The sequence below is a fragment of the Neorhizobium huautlense genome, assembly GCF_030811685.1.
Classification (GTDB): domain Bacteria; phylum Pseudomonadota; class Alphaproteobacteria; order Rhizobiales; family Rhizobiaceae; genus Neorhizobium; species Neorhizobium huautlense_A.
Genome location: NZ_JAUSRF010000005.1, coordinates 367,998 through 385,185, shown reverse-complemented (window position 1 = coordinate 385,185; position 17,188 = coordinate 367,998). Strand labels below are relative to the sequence as shown.

At 59.0% G+C, this 17,188-nt stretch carries 17 protein-coding genes; 4 read left to right on the top strand and 13 right to left on the bottom strand.

The features are described 5' to 3' along the window. Nucleotides 1–151: 151 nt before the first annotated feature. The 12 genes from J2T09_RS10170 to J2T09_RS10115 form a co-directional block, all read right to left on the bottom strand. Complete coding sequence (locus J2T09_RS10170) at nucleotides 152–1,216, bottom strand: ABC transporter ATP-binding protein (RefSeq protein ID WP_306833880.1); 1,065 nt, start codon at nucleotides 1,214–1,216, stop codon at nucleotides 152–154. 4 nt (nucleotides 1,217–1,220) lie between these two features. Further along, nucleotides 1,221–2,051 (bottom strand): carbohydrate ABC transporter permease, encoded by an 831-nt coding sequence (locus J2T09_RS10165; RefSeq protein ID WP_306833878.1) that lies wholly within the window; start codon nucleotides 2,049–2,051, stop codon nucleotides 1,221–1,223. Nucleotides 2,052–2,056: 5 nt separating this feature from the next. Next, the gene (locus J2T09_RS10160; protein WP_306833876.1) at nucleotides 2,057–2,992 is read right to left on the bottom strand and encodes a carbohydrate ABC transporter permease; all 936 of its coding nucleotides are present in this window, start codon (nucleotides 2,990–2,992) and stop codon (nucleotides 2,057–2,059) included. A 96-nt stretch (nucleotides 2,993–3,088) separates the two neighbouring features. Next, a complete protein-coding gene (locus tag J2T09_RS10155; RefSeq protein ID WP_306833874.1) occupies nucleotides 3,089–4,348 on the bottom strand; it encodes an ABC transporter substrate-binding protein in 1,260 nt (419 codons plus the stop codon). A gap of 31 nt (nucleotides 4,349–4,379) precedes the next feature. Beyond that, entirely contained in the window at nucleotides 4,380–5,546 is a 1,167-nt protein-coding gene (locus tag J2T09_RS10150; RefSeq protein WP_306833872.1) for a PLP-dependent transferase, read from the bottom strand. Then, the gene (locus J2T09_RS10145) at nucleotides 5,543–6,259 is read right to left on the bottom strand and encodes a FadR/GntR family transcriptional regulator (RefSeq protein ID WP_306833870.1); all 717 of its coding nucleotides are present in this window, start codon (nucleotides 6,257–6,259) and stop codon (nucleotides 5,543–5,545) included. The genes J2T09_RS10150 and J2T09_RS10145 overlap by 4 nt, the downstream gene beginning before the upstream one ends. Nucleotides 6,260–6,480: 221 nt before the next feature. Continuing rightward, entirely contained in the window at nucleotides 6,481–7,587 is a 1,107-nt protein-coding gene (locus J2T09_RS10140) for an ABC transporter ATP-binding protein (protein WP_306833868.1), read from the bottom strand. Continuing rightward, nucleotides 7,584–8,411, bottom strand: a complete 828-nt coding sequence (locus J2T09_RS10135; protein ID WP_306833866.1) for a carbohydrate ABC transporter permease — start codon at nucleotides 8,409–8,411, stop codon at nucleotides 7,584–7,586. The genes J2T09_RS10140 and J2T09_RS10135 overlap by 4 nt, the downstream gene beginning before the upstream one ends. Continuing rightward, nucleotides 8,408–9,310 carry a carbohydrate ABC transporter permease gene (locus J2T09_RS10130; protein WP_306833864.1) on the bottom strand — a complete coding sequence of 301 codons (903 nt, stop codon included), beginning with the start codon at nucleotides 9,308–9,310 and terminating at the stop codon, nucleotides 8,408–8,410. Before J2T09_RS10130 ends, J2T09_RS10135 begins: the two co-directional genes overlap by 4 nt. A 115-nt stretch (nucleotides 9,311–9,425) precedes the next feature. Then, nucleotides 9,426–10,658 carry an ABC transporter substrate-binding protein gene (locus J2T09_RS10125; protein ID WP_306833862.1) on the bottom strand — a complete coding sequence of 411 codons (1,233 nt, stop codon included), beginning with the start codon at nucleotides 10,656–10,658 and terminating at the stop codon, nucleotides 9,426–9,428. A gap of 76 nt (nucleotides 10,659–10,734) precedes the next feature. Beyond that, on the bottom strand, nucleotides 10,735–11,640 hold the full coding sequence (locus J2T09_RS10120) for a sugar phosphate isomerase/epimerase family protein (protein WP_306833860.1): 906 nt from the start codon (nucleotides 11,638–11,640) through the stop codon (nucleotides 10,735–10,737). A gap of 11 nt (nucleotides 11,641–11,651) precedes the next feature. Continuing rightward, nucleotides 11,652–12,686, bottom strand: coding sequence for a Gfo/Idh/MocA family protein (locus J2T09_RS10115; RefSeq protein ID WP_306833858.1), 1,035 nt, complete (start codon nucleotides 12,684–12,686; stop codon nucleotides 11,652–11,654). Nucleotides 12,687–12,816: 130 nt separating this feature from the next. On the opposite strand from J2T09_RS10115, the gene J2T09_RS10110 reads away from it, so the two are divergent. Beyond that, a complete protein-coding gene (locus tag J2T09_RS10110) occupies nucleotides 12,817–13,830 on the top strand; it encodes a LacI family DNA-binding transcriptional regulator (RefSeq protein WP_306833855.1) in 1,014 nt (337 codons plus the stop codon). 290 nt (nucleotides 13,831–14,120) lie between these two features. On the opposite strand, the gene J2T09_RS10105 is transcribed toward J2T09_RS10110, so the two are convergent. Further along, a complete protein-coding gene (locus J2T09_RS10105; protein ID WP_306833915.1) occupies nucleotides 14,121–15,089 on the bottom strand; it encodes a 3'-5' exonuclease in 969 nt (322 codons plus the stop codon). 149 nt (nucleotides 15,090–15,238) lie between these two features. Here J2T09_RS10105 and J2T09_RS10100 point away from each other — a divergent pair, with 149 nt between their 5' ends. The 3 genes from J2T09_RS10100 (at nucleotide 15,239) to J2T09_RS10090 (ending at nucleotide 17,154) form a co-directional block, all read left to right on the top strand. Beyond that, complete coding sequence (locus J2T09_RS10100; protein WP_306833853.1) at nucleotides 15,239–15,757, top strand: 2'-5' RNA ligase family protein; 519 nt, start codon at nucleotides 15,239–15,241, stop codon at nucleotides 15,755–15,757. A 165-nt stretch (nucleotides 15,758–15,922) separates the two neighbouring features. Next, nucleotides 15,923–16,732, top strand: a complete 810-nt coding sequence (locus J2T09_RS10095) for a cyclase family protein (RefSeq protein ID WP_306833851.1) — start codon at nucleotides 15,923–15,925, stop codon at nucleotides 16,730–16,732. Continuing rightward, on the top strand, nucleotides 16,732–17,154 hold the full coding sequence (locus tag J2T09_RS10090; RefSeq protein WP_306833849.1) for a carboxymuconolactone decarboxylase family protein: 423 nt from the start codon (nucleotides 16,732–16,734) through the stop codon (nucleotides 17,152–17,154). The genes J2T09_RS10095 and J2T09_RS10090 overlap by 1 nt, the downstream gene beginning before the upstream one ends. Nucleotides 17,155–17,188 lie beyond the last annotated feature (34 nt).

Below are 17,188 nucleotides of genomic sequence, written 5' to 3'. Positions count from 1 at the left end.
CATCTCGAGAGCCGTCTGTTCGGGAGCAGGTTTCTTCAACATGACCCAGTGAATCACAAAACCCCTGGACCAGCCAGGGGTTTGTCAGCAGTCTGAGGCATGGCTGCTCCTGCAGCCATGCCTTTCAAGCCGGAACGGCGCCTAAATCGATTTAGCCGGAAATGCAGCGGTTGCCGGCTTCGTCGAACACATGAATGTGTTGCGATGGAAAGCTGACATGCACTTTTGGCCCGGCCGAGAGCGCCGCGCGGTCGAGTGTGAACACCTTGAAGGCCAGTCCATGCAGAGAGAGATGCAGGATGATGCCGAAACCGGTCGGCTCGACCAGATCGACACTCGCCTCCATGCCGGTCCCTTCCCCACCCATCACCACATGTTCCGGGCGAATGCCGACCGTCACCTTGGCGCCATTTTCAACAGCAAGTGGGGCCGGCAGGGCAACCACGGTTCCATCCTTCAGCGTCACGCTGCCGCCCGAATAGGTTGCGTCGAGAAAGTTCATGCCCGGCGAGCCGATGAACCCGGCGACAAAGAGGTTGGCGGGACGGTCGTATAGCTCCAGCGGAGCCCCCACCTGCTGGACCACCCCGCCATGCATGGCGACGATCCGATCCGCCAAGGTCATCGCCTCGATCTGGTCGTGGGTGACGTAGATCGAGGTGGCCTTGAGGTCGCTATGCATTTTCTTGATTTCGGCGCGCATCTGCTCGCGCAGGCGGGCATCGAGGTTCGACAGAGGCTCATCGAACAGAAACGCTTTCGGCTGCCGCACGATGGCGCGGCCCATGGCGACACGCTGGCGCTGGCCACCGGAAAGCGCCTTCGGGCGACGATCCAGCAGCGGATCGAGGCCGAGTTTCGATGCGGCACTGGCGACGGCTGTGGCAATCTTTTCCTTCGCCGTTTTTCGAAGCTTCAGGCTGTAGCTCATATTGCCGGCGACATTCATATGCGGATAAAGCGCATAGGACTGGAACACCATGGCGATGTCACGATCTTTTGGGTGCAGTTCGTTGACGCGTTTGCCGTCGATGCACATCTCACCGCCTGTGACACCTTCCAGGCCCGCAATCATGCGCAACAAAGTGGACTTGCCACAGCCGGACGGGCCAACCAGTACGACGAACTCGCCGTCCTTGATCTGCAAATCGATGTCGTGCAGCACCTGCACATGGCCATAGGCCTTCTTGACGTTCTGGATATCGATCGAAGCCATAAGATTACCCCTTGACCGCGCCGGCCGTCAGGCCCTGGACGAGGTAGCGCTGGATGAGCAGGAAAAAGAGAGCGGCCGGGATGAGCGCGAGCACGCCCGCCGCCATCATCTGTCCAAAGTCCACCGAGAATTTGGAAACGAAGGTCAACAGCCCGACCGGGAAGGTCGCGGCATTGTTGCCGTTGATCAGCATCAGCGCGAACAGAAGCTCGCTCCATGCCGCTGTGAAAACGAAACCGAGCGTTGCAGCAATGCCGGGAAGCGTCAGCGGCAGGATGATTTCCCGGAACGCCGTGAATTTCGTGGCACCGTCGATCATCGCCGCCTCTTCCAGATCTTTTGGAATGCCGTCGAAAAACGACTGCATCAGAAAGGTCGCGAAGGGCACGTTGAAGGCGGTGTAGACGACGATCAGTCCGGTCAGGCTGTTGGTGAGACCGAGCGGCGTCAGGATCTTGAAGATCGGTGCCACCAGCATGACCAGCGGGAACATCTGCGTCAAAAGCATCAGCCCGACGATCCAGTACTTGAACCGGAAACTAAAGCGGGAGAGCGCATAACCGGACAACGAAGCGCAGATGGTGACGATGATGGCAGTCGAGCCGGAAACGATCAGGCTGTTCTTGAAGAAGGTCGGAAAGGCGCTGTGTTGCAGCACGAAGGAATAGTGTTCCCACGTGGTTCGCGACGGCCACATGCGCACGCCTTCGGAATAGAGCAGATCGTTCGGCGTCAGCGACACCTTGAACAGCCAATAGAGCGGAAAAAGCGCAAAGATGACGTAGGCCAGAATGGCCAGTCGGTGCGCGATGGTCGGAAGAAGCGATGTTTTCATGACCCTCACCCTTTGTTCAGCAATGTCTGCCGCAGCAGGATGATCAGCATGGAATAGGCCAGCAACAGCACGAGCAGCACCAGCGCGATGGCCGAGGCATAACCGAAATCGAGCGCCTTGAAGGCCTGCGTGAAGATGTAGCTGGCGACAATCTGGGTACGATCGGCAGGTCCGCCGCCGGTCATGACGACGATCAGATCGGCGAAGTTGGAAATCCAGACGGTGCGCAGCAGAACGGTAATGGCGATGGTTGGCGCCAGGAATGGCAGCGTGATCGACCAGAAGCGCTGGAACCATGAGGCGCCATCGATGGAGGCCGCCTCATAAAGATCACGCGGGATCGATTGAAGCGCGGCGAGCAATGTGATGGCGAAAAACGGAATGCCCCACCAGACATTGGCGATGATCGGACCCCACATCGCATATTGCGGATCCGACAGGATATTACCGGGCTGGCTCATCAGGCCAAGATCGAACAGCCAGTGCGGGATCGGCCCGATCACTGGGTTGAACAGCCACGACCAATTGAGACCGGCGAGGAACGACGGCACCGCCCAAGGCAGGAACACCAGCGCCTGCACCAGACCACGGCCCATGAACGGCTTGTCGAGCAAGAGCGCCAGAATGAGGCCGAAGCCGAATTGCAGGAAGACGGATGCGCCGGTCCACCAAAGCGTGTTTTTCAGCGCGGTGTAAAACGCCCTGTCCTTCGACAAGGTCTCAAAGTGTTCGAGCCCGATGAAACCGCCGGAAAACGGGTTGAGCAGCTGGATATCGCGAAACGCATAGGAAATGCCGACAACAAGCGGCACCAGCATGACAACGATGATGAGGATCAGCGCCGGCGCGCTGTAAAGATAAGGCTCGGAGGCATCCGCAAGGCGCTTCAACCACGGCCTGCGATCCTGGCGACGATCATAGACGTCGGCGGTCATGGACATCAGACAGTTTCCCGTTTGCGGCGCAAGATTTGCGCCGTATTGCATGAAGAAAGGCGGGGTGGCGGCGCGGTCTTTCACGCGCCGCCATGAACTCGATTACTTCTTGGAGAGGTTCTTCTGCTGTGCCTTGGTGAGGTAAGCCGCCCATTCATCGGCCAATTCCTTGGCCGAGATGTCACCGAGCAAAGCCTGCTGCGAGGTCTTGATCGCCAGAGAATCCTTGAAGAAGGCGAACTCTTCGAGGAAGGTCGGCATCACCGTCGGCACGGTGTCCTTGTCGGCCAGTTCCTCGAACCAGCCCTTGAACTGGTCACCGGCGTAGAACGGATCCTTTTCAGCCGCCGTATAGGCCGGCAGTGCACCGATCTTCTTGTTCCACTCGATATTGCTTTCCGGGCTCTGCAGCGTTTCGATCAGCTTCCAGGAGAGGTCCTTGTTTTCGCTCTTGGCGAACATCGACCAGCCGGCATAACCGATGGTCGGATAGGACTTGCCGGCCGGGCCCTTGGGCAGCGGCGCAACGCCAAAATCCTCAGGCTTCATGCGCTCAGCCACGGCGATCAGCGCATCCGGGTCCTGATCGAGGAAAGCGCAGGTGCCGGAATAAAAGCCGGCAACGACTTCATTGAAGCCCCAGTTGACGCTGTCCTTCGGAGCAAGGCCTTGTCTGTAGAGATCGACCATCCACTCGATGCCCTTTGCCCAGCCTTCGCTGTTCATCGTCGAGGTGCCGTCCTCGGTGAAATACTTGTTGTCGCCGGCCATCGAGGCGGCAAAGATCATCCAGCCGTTGAGTCCACCCGGTCCGCCGCGCATGCAATAGCCGTATTTGCCGGGCAGTTTGGCAACGGCTTCCGATGCCTTGACGAACTCGTCCATGGTCTTCGGCGGCTCGGTAACGCCGGCTTCACTCAACAGCTTCTTGTTGTAGAACATGGCGCGCAGATAGAAGCCGTAGGGCAACATATAGGCGGTGTCCTTGACATCTCGGCCGAGTTCCAGCGCGCGCGGCGTCAGCTCCTTCGTATGCTCCCACTTTTCGAGATAGGGCTCGAGGCTTTCGAGCATGCCATTGTTGCCGTAGAGCGAAAGCCAGGTGTCCGGCATTTCCATCACGTCGGGCGTATCGCCGGCCGAGACCATGGTGGCGAATTTCTGGAACGCTTCATTCCAGGGCAGCGAGATGATCTCGACCTTGGTGCCCGGATTGGCGGCTTCGAATTTGCCGACCAGCGATTTCAGCGTCTGCGTGCGCTCCGGGCTGGTGATCACTTCCACCAGCTTGAGCGTTGTATCGGCCATGGCGGTCCCCGCCATCATGGTCGCGATGAATGCAGCCGTTATGATTGTTTTCATTGTCCTGCTCCCAGTTGTTTTGGTTGATGCGCTAGGTGGCGACGGCGATCGCCTCCTGAAGATCGCTCCACAGAGCCTCTGTTCCCTCGAGGCCGACATGGAGGCGTACGGACCGCGCATGGATGCCGAATGTATGCGCGGAATTCGGCTGGGCCTTCTGCTGCAGCACCACTTCGCCCGGTACAATCAGGCTTTCGTGGCCGCCCCAGCTGACGCCGAGCTTGAAGAGTTTCAGATGATCGGCAAAGGCACGAATATCGACGCCTTCCTTGAAGATGAAGGAGAACAGGCCGGACGTGCCGGTGAGGCCCGCCGGCAGGCGGTTCGCCAGCCCTGGATGGCAGACCGTTTCCACCACATCGAGTTCCTGCAGGCGCCGCGCGATTGTGAGCGCCGAATCCTGATGCGCCTTCATGCGCAAGGGCAGTGTGCGCATGCCGCGGATCAAAAGCCAGGCATCGAAGGGCGAGAGCTTGCCGCCGAGATAGGGATAGGCTTCCGACTTCAACCGGGCGATCATTTCCTTCGAACCGGCAACGACACCTGCAACGACATCGCTATGGCCGCCGAGATATTTCGAGGCTGAATGGATGACCAGATCGACACCGAGCGTGATCGGCCGCTGGAAGACAGGGCTTGCCCAGCTGTTGTCGATCATCGAGATTGCGCCATGTTTTTTCGCCAGTGCTGCCAGCGCGCCGACATCATGGGCTTCCATCACCCAGCTCGTCGGGCTTTCCAGATAGAGAATTTTTGCACCCGGCAGCGCCTTTGCAACAGCTTCCTCGTCGCGGCCATCGACATAGGTCACCTCGACCTTCATGCGCTTCAAAAGCGTGCCGAACAGGCGAAAAGCGTCGGGATAGACATGGTTGACCGCCACGATACGATCACCCGGCTCGACAAAGCTCAGCACGGAAGCCGAGATTGCCGACATGCCACTGGCAAAACCGAGCGCATCTTCCGCACCCTCCAGCTTGGCCAGCATTTCCTCGAACATGCGCACCGTCGGGTTGAGGCCGCGCGTATAGATCGGCCGCACCTTCTCGCCGCGATAGGAAGCGATCATCTCGTCATATTCGGAGAAGGTGAACAGCGAGGTCTGAAAGATCGGCGGCACAACCGCATCGGCAAAATTGCCGTCGTCATGGGCGGTGATCAGCGATGCAAACGCCGACGGATCGAGCATTTCATTCATTTGGACATTTCCTTGATGTCTTCCTCGACAACTGCGAGGATTTTCAGTGTCTCGCGCCGCGCCCGCTCCGGGTTCTGGGCGGCGATGGCGTCGAAAAGCGTGCGATGAAACGGAAAGGAACGGCGGGCAAAATCCTTGCGATCAAAGGGCGCGGCCCAAAAGTGCTCGAAACTTTCACGCATCTGTTCAAGGATCTGCCGGAACAGCGGATTGTGGGTGGCGTCGTAGACGGCGAGATGGAAGGCCAGATCCTCCGGGCCGGACGAGCCTTGCTCCAGATGCACTGTCTCCATCTTCACCAGCTTGTCTTCGATGTTCACGAGATCGTCGGCGGTGCGCATCTGTGCCGCCACCATGCCCGCTTCGCATTCGATGCCACGGCGAACCTGCAGGGTCTGCAAAAGCACATCGCGCAGCTGCGTCGCGTCGAGCGACAGAGGCATATGCACGGTATCGGGAGAAATCGGGCGCAGCAGATAGGTGCCGCTGCCCTTGCGGGTTTCGATGACTCCGAGCGCTTGAAAATGCCGGATCGCCTCGCGGATCGTCGAACGGCCAACGGCAAGCGCCGCCATCAGCTCACGCTCGGCAGGCAGCCGATCACCCGTCTTCAGCCTGGCATCGGCCACGAATTGGGCAAGTGCCGAAGTGACCTGCCTTGCGCGGTCCATGGTCGGCAACGGCCGAAGCGTATCGGACAGTTTTGGCTTCATGCCACCTCCAGATCCCCTGCCGACCGCGCCTTGAACGGCGTCTAAATTGGTCTGACATCTTAGCAAAGCACCGGCGCGTGCGCTTGTCAATCGGTCGATTGGAGATCGCTGGTGGGCGGCAGATATTGCCGATCTGACGGGCACACGAAAACAAACCGGCTCCTGAGAGGAGCCGGTTTTCTTCGCATATTCATCGACTTAAAACCGTCACTTAAGGCTGATCAGGACGCTGTCTTTGCCTGCGTCAAAACCGTTCCGACCTCGATACGCTGATCGGAGCCGGCGTCGAAAACGTGGATGTTTTTCGGCTCGAATGTCAGGTGTATCGTCTCGCCGGCAGAAACCGTGGACCTTCCGTTGAGGACCAGAACGATTTCCGGGGTGGTTTCCGTCGTCACGAACGTTGCGGCACCGGTTGATTCGATTGCCGCAACCGGAACATTGAAACCCGGCATATCCGCCGTCGCCAGCGACAGATGTTCCGGGCGGATGCCGACCGATACGGCATGGCCCGGCGGCAGATCGAGATCCATCGCCAGAACGGGCGCCCCCGGCAGATCGAGGATGAGCGACGTGCCGTCGTCAGATGTGCGGGCCGGAATGAAATTCATGGCCGGCGAACCGATGAAACCGGCAACAAAACGATTGGCCGGGCGATCGTAGAGATCGAGCGGACGTCCCTGCTGTTCGATCACGCCTGCGCGCATGATCACGACATGGTCAGCCATCGTCATGGCCTCAACCTGATCGTGGGTGACATAAACGGAGGTCGCGCCCAACCGGTCATGCAGCGCCCGGATTTCCTTGCGCATGTGGACACGCAAGGCCGCATCGAGATTGGAGAGCGGTTCGTCGAACAGAAACGCTTTCGGATGGCGGATGATCGCCCGGCTCATGGCGACGCGCTGGCGCTGCCCGCCGGAAAGCTCGCGCGGATAACGGTGGAGCAGGTCCGACAGGCCGGTAATCGCCGCTACTTCTTCCGCCGCCTTTTTCGCTTCCGCCTTTTTCACGCCCTTGATGCGAAGGCTGTAGGTCAGGTTCTGCTCCACCGTCATGTGCGGATAAAGCGCATAGGACTGGAAGACCATCGCCAGATCCCGCTTGCGTGGCGGCATGTCGTTCATGCGCTCGCCTGCAATCACCAGATCACCGCTCGAAATGGTTTCGAGCCCTGCGAGCGAGCGCAGAAGTGTCGATTTTCCGCAGCCGGACGGCCCGACCAGCGCGACGAAGGCCCCTTTCGGAATGGAGAGGTTGATGTCCCGCAGCGCGTGATAGGCGCCGTAATATTTGTTGACGCCGGAAAGTTCGATTTGCTGGGTCATTTGAGGGCTCCCGATGTGAGGCCGGAGACGATGCGCCGCTGCAGAAGCACGAAGATCGCAAGGATGGGTGTCACGTACATCGTGGCGTAGGCCATGATGTTGTTCCATTCGCTGGTGTTCGGCCCCATAAAGGAATTGAGGCCGACGCTTGCCGGCTGCAGGCTGACATCCTGGATCATCGACTTCGAATAAACGAACTCGCCAAAAGCCTGCATGAAGATGAGGATGGCGCTGACGAGAATGCCGTTGCGGGCAAGCGGCAGGACGATGTTGAAAAACGCGCCGACACGCGAATTGCCGTCGACCAGCGCTGCCTCTTCCAGTTCCATCGGCACGGCCATGAATGTGGCACGGACCAGAACCACAAAGAACGGCATGCTTTTGGCGGCGATCGCCAGAATGACCGCGAGGCGCGGATAATCGAGCAGGCCGACCTGGGTGAAACCGACGAAGATCGGAGTCACCATCAAGGATGCCGGCAGGACCTGCAGCATGAGGATAAGGAAAAGCCCGACATCGACCCAGACATTCCTGTAGCGCGCCAGAACATAGGCGCAACCGGTGCCGAGCACGGCGATCAGGGCCACCGAACCGAAGGCTATGACCGTCGAGTTCCACAGATAGCGACCCATGTTCCGGCTTTCCCAGACAAAGGCAAAGGTTTGCCACTGTGCCGATGACGGCCAGAAGCTTGGGGGATTGGCGAACATTTCCGAACCGCTTTTCAGGGACGTGACATACATCCAGTAGAGCGGAAACAGGTATATGGCTGCCATGATGAGCGCGATCGCGAGCATCAGGCGATTGCGTGCGGTCTCGCTCATCCGCGCACCTCATGACGTGTGGAGCGCACATAAACGGCGGCGGCAAACATTACGAAGACGGTCATGATGACGGAGATCGTGGCACCCCGGCCGAAATCATACTGGCGGAAGGACAGATCCCACGCCCAGTATTGCGCGACATTGGAGGAATTGTTCGGCCCGCCATCGGTGATGGCCGCGAACAGATCGAATTGCTGCAGCGTAAAAATCAGCCCGAGCGCGATGATCGCGCCGATGGTCGAGCGCATCATCGGCAGCGTGATCGTCCAGAAGCGCTGCCAGCCATTGGCGCCGTCCATTTCGGCGGCCTCGTAAAGATCGCCGGGAATGGCGGAAAGACCGACCGACAGCAGGATCATGTTGAAGGATGTGCCGAGCCAGATATTGGCGATGACCACCGCCCAGAGCGAAAAAATCGGGTCCGAACGCCAGAAGATGTTGCCCTCAATCAAGCCGCTTTCACGCAGGAAAAAGTTCAGGACACCGAAATCGCCGGAGAGTATCCAGTTCCAGATCGCGCCGACGACGAGACCGGGCATGACCCACGAGACCAGAAACAGCCCGCGCAACCAGCTTGCACCCGGAAAATTCGTCCAGAAGAACAGCGCGAGGCCAAAACCGATGACGAATTGCCCGGCGATGGAGCCGACAACGAAGATCAGCGTGTTGGTCAGGATCGGCCAGGTTTCCGGCTGCCTGAACAGCGCCACGTAATTGTCGATGCCGACAAAAGGCCGGATGAAGCTGCCGAGGCTGAACATGTCCACCTCCTGAAAGCTCATCAGGATATTGTAGATCAACGGCAGGCCGGCCAGCGCGAACAGGAACGCGAAGGGCACGCCGACAAGCACGATGTCGAAACCACGGCCATCCCTGACGGTCGAAAGAATCCGTCTCATCAAAACCTCATGTCATCGCTCGGAACCACCCGGCACATTGGCGTGCCGGGCAGAACCGTCCGGGAGGAAACGGGAGTTTTGACCCGCGACCATGATGGCGCGGGCCAAGGGTACCTTAGCCTTCGATCGACTTGATCTTTTCAGCCGCCTGATCGAGCGCTGCCTTCGGTTCCATCTGGCCGGTCAGTGCCGCCTGGATGGCATCCTGAATGGCCTTGGAAATCTTTGGCCATTCGGGCGACGGACCGCGCGGCTGCGCATATTTCATCTGCTCGAGGAAGGTTGCGAGAGCCGCATCCTTCATGGCATTGCCGGTGGGCGGAACAGGCAGATCGGCGCGTGCCGGAAGCTGGCCAAAATCCTTGTACATCGTCGCATCCTTGGAGGCGAAGAATTCAAGCGCCTTGAACGCTTCTTCCGGATGTTTCGAGTTGGAGAAAATCGCCCAGTTGTAATCACCCATGGCCGATGAACGCTGCGCACCTTCCTGCGGAACCGGCAGAAGCGCCGTGCCCCATTCGAACTTGGCGTCCGTCAGCATGCGGTCGATTTCCCATGGACCGGAAATCACCATGGCGGCATTGCCGGCGTTGAAGGTCGCGGTCGAATCCCACTGGCTGCGGGTGAGCGTATCCGGCGAGGTCAGTTTCTCGTCCATCAGCTGTTTCCAGATGGAGAGCGCGCGCACCGCACCTTCGCCATTGATGGTCTTGTAGGTGGAGCCGCCCATCTGCGCCCATGGAAGGAACTGAAAGGTGCCCTCCTCATTGGCCTTGGCACAGAATGCGATGCCATAGACGTTTTCCGACGGATCGTTGAGTTTTCGCGCCGTTTCGACCAGTTCGTCCCAGGTCTGCGGCGGCTTGTTCGGATCAAGACCAGCGGCCTTGAACAGGTCCTTGTTGTAATAAAGCGCGATCGTGTTGGTTGCCTTCGGCACGCCGTAATATTTTTCATCCCACGTGGCCGATTTCAGCGGCCCCGGAAAATAGTTTTCCGGCTTGATGACCGTCGACGTCTTGATCATGTCGGTGAGGTCGAGGAAGGCATCACGCGACGCGAACATTGCATGGTTCGGGTTGTCGATGGCAATGATGTCGGGCGCTTTGCCGGTGGAATAGGCGCGCATTGCCTCGCTCACCACATCATCGAACTGAATCTGCCGGTATTCGATCTGGATACCGTTTTTCTGCGCGTTGAATTCCTTGATCAGGTTGGGCGCCGGCTGGATATCGCGGTCCAGCGACCAGAGTGTCAGTTTCACGTCCTCGGCTTTCGCCTGAAAACTGACCAGCGAGGCACATGTCAGAGCCAATGCGATGGCAATCGAATGCTTGCGGATACCCATGGTTCTCCTCCTTTAAGGTTATCCTTGACGACATGTTGCCGGTCACACCTCCTCATGTGATCGGCGTGCATTCCTTTCAGGACGGATCAACGACGAAATTGCCGCCGCGCGCCTGTTTCAGGTGATTGAGCGCATGCACCTGACCGGTCATTTCCAGCGCATCGCGATAGACCGGGTCATGCCAGCCTTCGATATCGATGGAGCCGGACCAGCCGGCGAGCCGCAGTTCCGAAATGATATCGGTCCAGTTGCTGTCGCCGAAACCGGGCGTGCGCATGAAAACGAACGGGTGTTTGCCAAAGATGCCATGTTCGCGGATCACATCCCATCGGATGGTGGCATCCTTGCCGTGCACGTGAAAGATCTTGTGCGCCCATTTGCGGATCTGCGGCAGCGGATCGATCAGATAGACCATCTGGTGGCAGGGTTCCCATTCCAGCCCGATATTGTCATCCGGCGTCTCGTTGAAGATCAGCTCCCAGGCATCCGGGTTATGGGCGATATTCCAGTCGCCGGTCTGCCAGTTGCCGTCCATGGCGCAGTTCTCGAAGGCGATCTTCACCCCCTTGTCGGCGGCGCGCTTGGCAAGCTCGCCAAAGATTTCCTTGTAGCGCGGCAGGCTTTCCGGCAGCGGCCGGTTGCGGATGCGGCCGGTAAAACCGGCCACGCAGGTCGCACCGAAATGGTGGGCATTGTCGATGCAATCCTTCCAGCCCTGCAGGGTCTGAAGATCGATATCGGTGCCTTCCAGCGGATTGCCGAACATGCCGATGGTGGAGATGGTGATATCCCTGTCTCCGATCGCCTCGACGCAGCGTTTGCCGAGTTCGGCGATATCCTGACCATTGGTCGTCTGCCAGAAAAACGGCTCGAAACTCTCAAAGCCCATGTCGGCGATCTGCGCGATACGCTCGGCCGCCTGCCCCTTCGTGGCGCTGACCATGGTGCCGACGCGAATGGAATTTTTCAAATCTACGCTCATCACTCTCTTCCCTATGCTGCAAGCTCGACACTGCGCCCAAGCCGGGCGCTTTCGATGGCACCAAAAACCATGGCGAGGCTTCGGATATTGTCCTCCCCGGCCGTTTCCGGTGCCCGTCCCGTGCGGATGGCATCGAGGAAATCGGCGATGACGCTGGCGTGGCCGTGGGTTTCTTCGTCCCGAGATGGCGGCGGCACCTCGACCGGCGCGAAGCCTCGCAACAGGCCATCTTCGCTGCCGGCGACAGAAGCCTTGAAGCCATCCTCACCATCCCAGGTCAGCATGCCTTTCGTGCCAACGATGCGCCACGCGCTTTCCCAGCTGGTGCGCTCGCCTTCCGCGCACCATGAGCCGCGATAGGTGAAGACGACATCATCGGAAAAGCGGAAGACGGCATTGGCGGAAGCGCCATGCGCATACCACGAGCCGGATGGATTGGTTTCGAGGCAATAGACGGACAGCGGTGTTTTGCCCGAGACATAACGGGCGGCATCGAATGTATGGATCGCCATGTCAAGCAAGAGGACATTGTCCATCTTCTCGCGAAACCCGCCGAAATGCGGGCCAATGAAGAAATCGCAATGGATCGCCGTGATGTCACCAATCGCGCCGCTTTCGACCAGTCGATGCATACGGCGAACACCGGAAATGAAACGCCGGTTCTGAACGACGGAATGGATTTTTCCGGCCTTCGCGGCGGCTTTCAGGAGATCCGCAGCTTCCTCCATCGAATTGGCCATGGGTTTTTCGCTGAGCACGTGGCAGCCATGTGCCAGGGCGGTTGTCACAACCACGTGGCGCGCTGCCGGAATGACGACATCGAAAACGATCTCGGCCTTCGTCGCCTCAAGCACCGTTTGCAGGTCCGTGCCGATGACGACATCGGCAAGGCCGAACTCCGCTGCCAGCGCCTGCGCGACATCTTCATTCAGGTCGACCAGGCCGACGATGCGGAGCGCATCTCTCAAATCCGGTGTGGATTGGACCGCCCGGAGCCAGCCCTTGGCCATAGCTCCGCACCCACACAAAACGACGCTGTATGTCACGATAAACCTCCCAAAGACGCTTGCGGGCTGCACCTCCTGCGACGACCGTAAACGTTTACGGAAACTATGGACATGTCTGATATTTTGTCAATACTGGTTCTCAAGAGGATGATGAAAGACGGATATTCGCATGAAGGGCATACGGCAGCTCGCCGACCATCTCGACATATCGATCGGCACCGTGTCACGCGCTTTGAACGGCAAGGCGGACGTCAATCCGCAGACGCGACAGCGCGTTCTCGAAGCAGCTGAAAAGCTGGGTTATGTGGCAAACCAGTCGGGCCGCTCCCTGCGCAAGGGTTCGACCGGCGTGATCGGTTTCATGATGCAGACCGGACCGGAGATCACGGCTCAGGGCGACACGTTTTTCATGAGCGTGTTCGATGGCGTCCAGACGGTGCTCGCCCGCCACGATCTCGATCTGGTCGCCCTGCTCTGCTCCTCATCCGAAGACCCGGACGCCTATCTGCAGCGCACCGTGGCGCGCGGTTTTGCCGATGCGATCATCTTGTCCGCCACCCGTCGCAATGATGCCCGCTTCGAACTGCTGGACCGGCATAAGATCCCCTTCATTTCGCTGGGTCGCAGCCTGACCGATGTCGGCCAACCGTGGATCGACCTCGATTTCGAGGGCATGGCGGACGCGGCCATGGAACGGCTTGCGCACGCGGGACACAGGGAAATCAGCGTGATCTGGCCGCATGGCGATCTCAATCTGGGATATCTTTTTGTCGAACGCTGCCGCAGCGTTCTTGATGCGCATGGGATCCTACTGCGCGAAGAGAACATTTTTCGCGCAAAGCCCAGCGAATCCGGCGGTTATGCGGTTGCCAAGGAGATCGCGGCACGGCCCTCGCGCCCGTCTGCCATCGCTCTTGTCAACGAGACATTGGTGACCGGGCTCTACAAGGGGCTAGAAGAGTCAGGCATCCGCCCCGGCAAAGACATCGCCATTGTCGGCCGACACAGCCCGCATACGCAATTCCTTTCACCGACACTGACCGGCTTCAGCCTTTCGCTGCATGATCTCGGCGTCGGACTGGCGGAGGGACTTTTGTCGACCATGCCCGCTTATCAGGATGTCTATGCATCGCCGCATCACCGAGTATGGCCGATGAGCCTGATCGAAGGTGGTAGCGGTTGAGAAATATGCAGGATTGATGGTCGCTGAAAACGAAAAAGCCTGCCGCGGGAGGAGGTGCGGCAGGCTTTTCGAAAAGAACCGAACAGCGACTGGGAGGAGGAGTGCCGCTGTTCACTCAGGCTTCCTTGGGAGGAGGAGTAGGTCGCCTGAAACCCGAAGCTCTGCGGGAGGAGGTGCATCGCTTCGTTGAGATGACTTATACAGGATTCTTCGCGACCGGTTAGATGGTCCGCCGCAGCCCACCCATGCACCAAGCGCATAGGTCAAGCTATGCTGCCGAAAAAACAGGCTCAAGCCCGAAAACGATCGAAAGCCGTCAGGTGCCTGGTCGGCGGATCGGCGTCGTAACGATAGATTTCTGAGCGCAGATAGGTGAGCTCGTTTTCCAGATCCGGCTCATCGACTTCCACCCACCAGGATTTAGGGCGGCCTTCGCTGCCATCCGACCAGCGGTAACCGCGCGCCTTCAGGTGATCCTTCATGTCGAAAGGGCTGTGCTCGGCAAATATTCTCACGCGAGCGCGCTGGCTCGACCGGTAAAGTTCGGCAAACGCCGGTGAACTATCCTGTCCGGTCTTGCGATCCAGCACTTCCAGCAGAGCGAAACAGTCATCCACCGCACGATGGCCATCGTGGAAGAAACCGGCCTGACCGATCAGATAGCCGAGTTTAGTGCCCTCGAAACCGCGCGACGACCAATCGACTTCGGCATTGGAGCAGGCCCAGGCCTTGTTGGAAAAAATCGGCGAAAACGCTTCGCAGAACGGCCGATCGAAACCGGCATTATGGGCAATGATCAGATCGGCCGGCTCGATCAGGGCCGCAACGGCCCGCATGTCGATGTCCTGCCCCGCCACCATTTCATCGGTAATGCCGGTGAGCCTGGTGATTTCTGCCGGAATGGCCACGCCCGGCTGCCGCAGGCCGCCATAGATGCCGGTGACATCGCCGATATTTCCATCCGCATCGAAGGTGAAGGCGATCATGCCGATCTCGATGATCTCATCCTTGCGGTGGCTGAGACCGGTGGTTTCGGTATCGAGGATCACACCCTTCAACGGAAATTCCGGGCGAATGACGGAGGCGATCCTGCGCGGCTCCAGTTTCTGCAGAATGCGGTAACGGCCAGTGTCCACGAGATGCGCCACCATCTGCGCTTCATCCAGACCGCGTCCGGCAGGACGTTTGGGAGAAAGCCCGCCCGACGGCTTTGGATCGTCCGCATCATCCTCGGAGAACATGTCGAACTGGGCATGCATGCTGGGCATATTCTGTCGCATCATGGGCGGCGACTTAACACAGGATGGATCGGGCGTCATGCCCGGTCGACGTTTATCCGCCAGTCTTTCCCTTCACATTCGCAGGCCTAACTTCGAATGGAAACGAATGCGCCAGACAGGAAAAACGCTTGAAAACCCGTTCGCCACTGATTGTCACGGCCCGAATTCCAGAGGAAGACCTCGAACCCTTCGACCATCTGCGGCAGGCACATTTTCCTCGTGAGCGAAATTTCCTGCGCGCGCATCTGACGATGTTTCATCGCCTGCCGGGCGAATATATCGAGCGTGTCGTTCAGATCCTCACCGCAACGGCTGCAGGCCAAGGTGCATTTTTCGCCGATGTCAGCGGCCTCCGCCATCTGGGTGCCGGCGTTGCTTTCTCCATCACCAGCCCCGCGCTGGAGCATTTGCGCGGAGACCTGCAAACCGGCTTCGGCCAATGGCTCGGACCACAGGACCGCCAGAAGTGGCAACCCCACATCACCATTCAGAACAGGGTTTCCAAGACCGAGGCGGACAGTCTTTATCGCCGCTTGAGAGAAAATTTCGTTCCGCACCCTATCCGAATCACCGGGCTTGAACTCTGGCGATATCTCGACGGCCCGTGGAGGGCCGAGAGGGTCGTGCCGCTGGCTGCGGACACATGAGCAATGCCGGCGCGCGATCGAAGCGCCGGAATTCATTTCACATATCCGGACATCGGCAGGTGTCTCTTCTCACCACGGCGCCATGCGGGAACGATCTGTCCTTGCTCGATTGCCGGTTTGGAGTACCGTGCCGGTTAGGCATTTTTCAACGGAGGGTCGAACGGAATGTGCAATCATTGCGTGATTGAGGACGTGAAGAAAAATATGCTGTCGCGGCGCCTGCTGTTCAAGGGCGCGGCACTGGCGGGTGCCGCAATCGCCGCCGGCACATTATCGACGCCGGTTCTGGCACAAACGGCCAGAAAGGTGGTCGACCTGACCCATGCCTATGATCAGCATTTTCCGACATTCGACGGAAAGCCGGGCATCGAATTCGAATGGGCGGCTGAGATCGCCAAGGATGGCTACCAGCTGCACAAGCTGACGATTTTCGAACATACCGGCACACATATCGATGCGCCCCTGCATTTCAGCGCCGACGGCGCCAGTGTCGATCAGCTGGAGCCGCAAAAACTTGTTGCTCCCCTCGTCATCATCGACATCACCGACCGTGCAAAAGAGGATGCAAACACTGCGCTTGAGGCCGCCGATATCGAACGCTGGATCAGCACCAATGGCGAGATCCCGGCAAGCGCCCTCGTGGCACTGCGTTCCGGCTGGGCGGCAAAGGTGACGACACCAGCTTTCCGTAATGACGATGCGGGCAAATTCGCCTTTCCCGGTTTCGGCAAATCGGCAACCGATCTTCTGCAAACGCTCGACACCGTTGCCATAGGCGTCGACACACTGTCGCTCGATCCCGGCAATTCGGCGGATTTTGCCGTACACAATTCATGGCTGCCGGCTGGCCGTTACGGCATCGAGGGCCTGAACAATCTCGAGGCGCTGCCGGTCAAGGGTGCAACGATCATCGTCGGCGCGCCCACGCATCGTGGCGGCACAGGTGGTCCGGCCCGTGTTCTGGCGCTTGTCTGATGGCGGTCGTCCCATTGCAGACGGATGAAGACGCAAGCGCGGAAGCGCGCGCGGTCTTTAACGAAATCCGGGAGCGCCGCGGCACCGACTATGTCAACAATTTCTGGCGGGCGCTTGCGCATGATCCCGAGCAGCTGAGAGCGGTCTGGGACAGGATTCAGATCGTCATGGCGCCCGGTGCACTCGATCCGCTGGTCAAGGAGCTGATCTATATCGCCGTATCGACGGCCAATAATTGCGGATATTGCGTGCATTCCCACACCGCATCTGCCCGCGCGAAAGGCATGACGCCTGCCATGCATGCCGAGCTTTTGCAGGTCATTGCGCTCGCCAGCCAGACGAATGCACTCGCAACGGGTCTGGGCGTTCCTGTCGATGAGGTGTTTGATGTGACGGCCACCACGTCGAGGCCGGTTCGTTGACGTGAGGGAACGGATCGCGACGCGCCTGCAACAT

Coding starts and splice junctions, on each gene's coding strand:
- J2T09_RS10170 (WP_306833880.1), bottom strand. CDS start 1,216: ATGGCTTCGATCGATATCCAGAACGTCAAGAAGGCCTATGGCCATGTG.
- J2T09_RS10165 (WP_306833878.1), bottom strand. CDS start 2,051: ATGAAAACATCGCTTCTTCCGACCATCGCGCACCGACTGGCCATTCTG.
- J2T09_RS10160 (WP_306833876.1), bottom strand. CDS start 2,992: ATGTCCATGACCGCCGACGTCTATGATCGTCGCCAGGATCGCAGGCCG.
- J2T09_RS10155 (WP_306833874.1), bottom strand. CDS start 4,348: ATGAAAACAATCATAACGGCTGCATTCATCGCGACCATGATGGCGGGG.
- J2T09_RS10150 (WP_306833872.1), bottom strand. CDS start 5,546: ATGAATGAAATGCTCGATCCGTCGGCGTTTGCATCGCTGATCACCGCC.
- J2T09_RS10145 (WP_306833870.1), bottom strand. CDS start 6,259: ATGAAGCCAAAACTGTCCGATACGCTTCGGCCGTTGCCGACCATGGAC.
- J2T09_RS10140 (WP_306833868.1), bottom strand. CDS start 7,587: ATGACCCAGCAAATCGAACTTTCCGGCGTCAACAAATATTACGGCGCC.
- J2T09_RS10135 (WP_306833866.1), bottom strand. CDS start 8,411: ATGAGCGAGACCGCACGCAATCGCCTGATGCTCGCGATCGCGCTCATC.
- J2T09_RS10130 (WP_306833864.1), bottom strand. CDS start 9,310: ATGAGACGGATTCTTTCGACCGTCAGGGATGGCCGTGGTTTCGACATC.
- J2T09_RS10125 (WP_306833862.1), bottom strand. CDS start 10,658: ATGGGTATCCGCAAGCATTCGATTGCCATCGCATTGGCTCTGACATGT.
- J2T09_RS10120 (WP_306833860.1), bottom strand. CDS start 11,640: ATGAGCGTAGATTTGAAAAATTCCATTCGCGTCGGCACCATGGTCAGC.
- J2T09_RS10110 (WP_306833855.1), top strand. CDS start 12,817: ATGAAGGGCATACGGCAGCTCGCCGACCATCTCGACATATCGATCGGC.
- J2T09_RS10105 (WP_306833915.1), bottom strand. CDS start 15,089: ATGCATGCCCAGTTCGACATGTTCTCCGAGGATGATGCGGACGATCCA.
- J2T09_RS10095 (WP_306833851.1), top strand. CDS start 15,923: ATGTGCAATCATTGCGTGATTGAGGACGTGAAGAAAAATATGCTGTCG.
- J2T09_RS10090 (WP_306833849.1), top strand. CDS start 16,732: ATGGCGGTCGTCCCATTGCAGACGGATGAAGACGCAAGCGCGGAAGCG.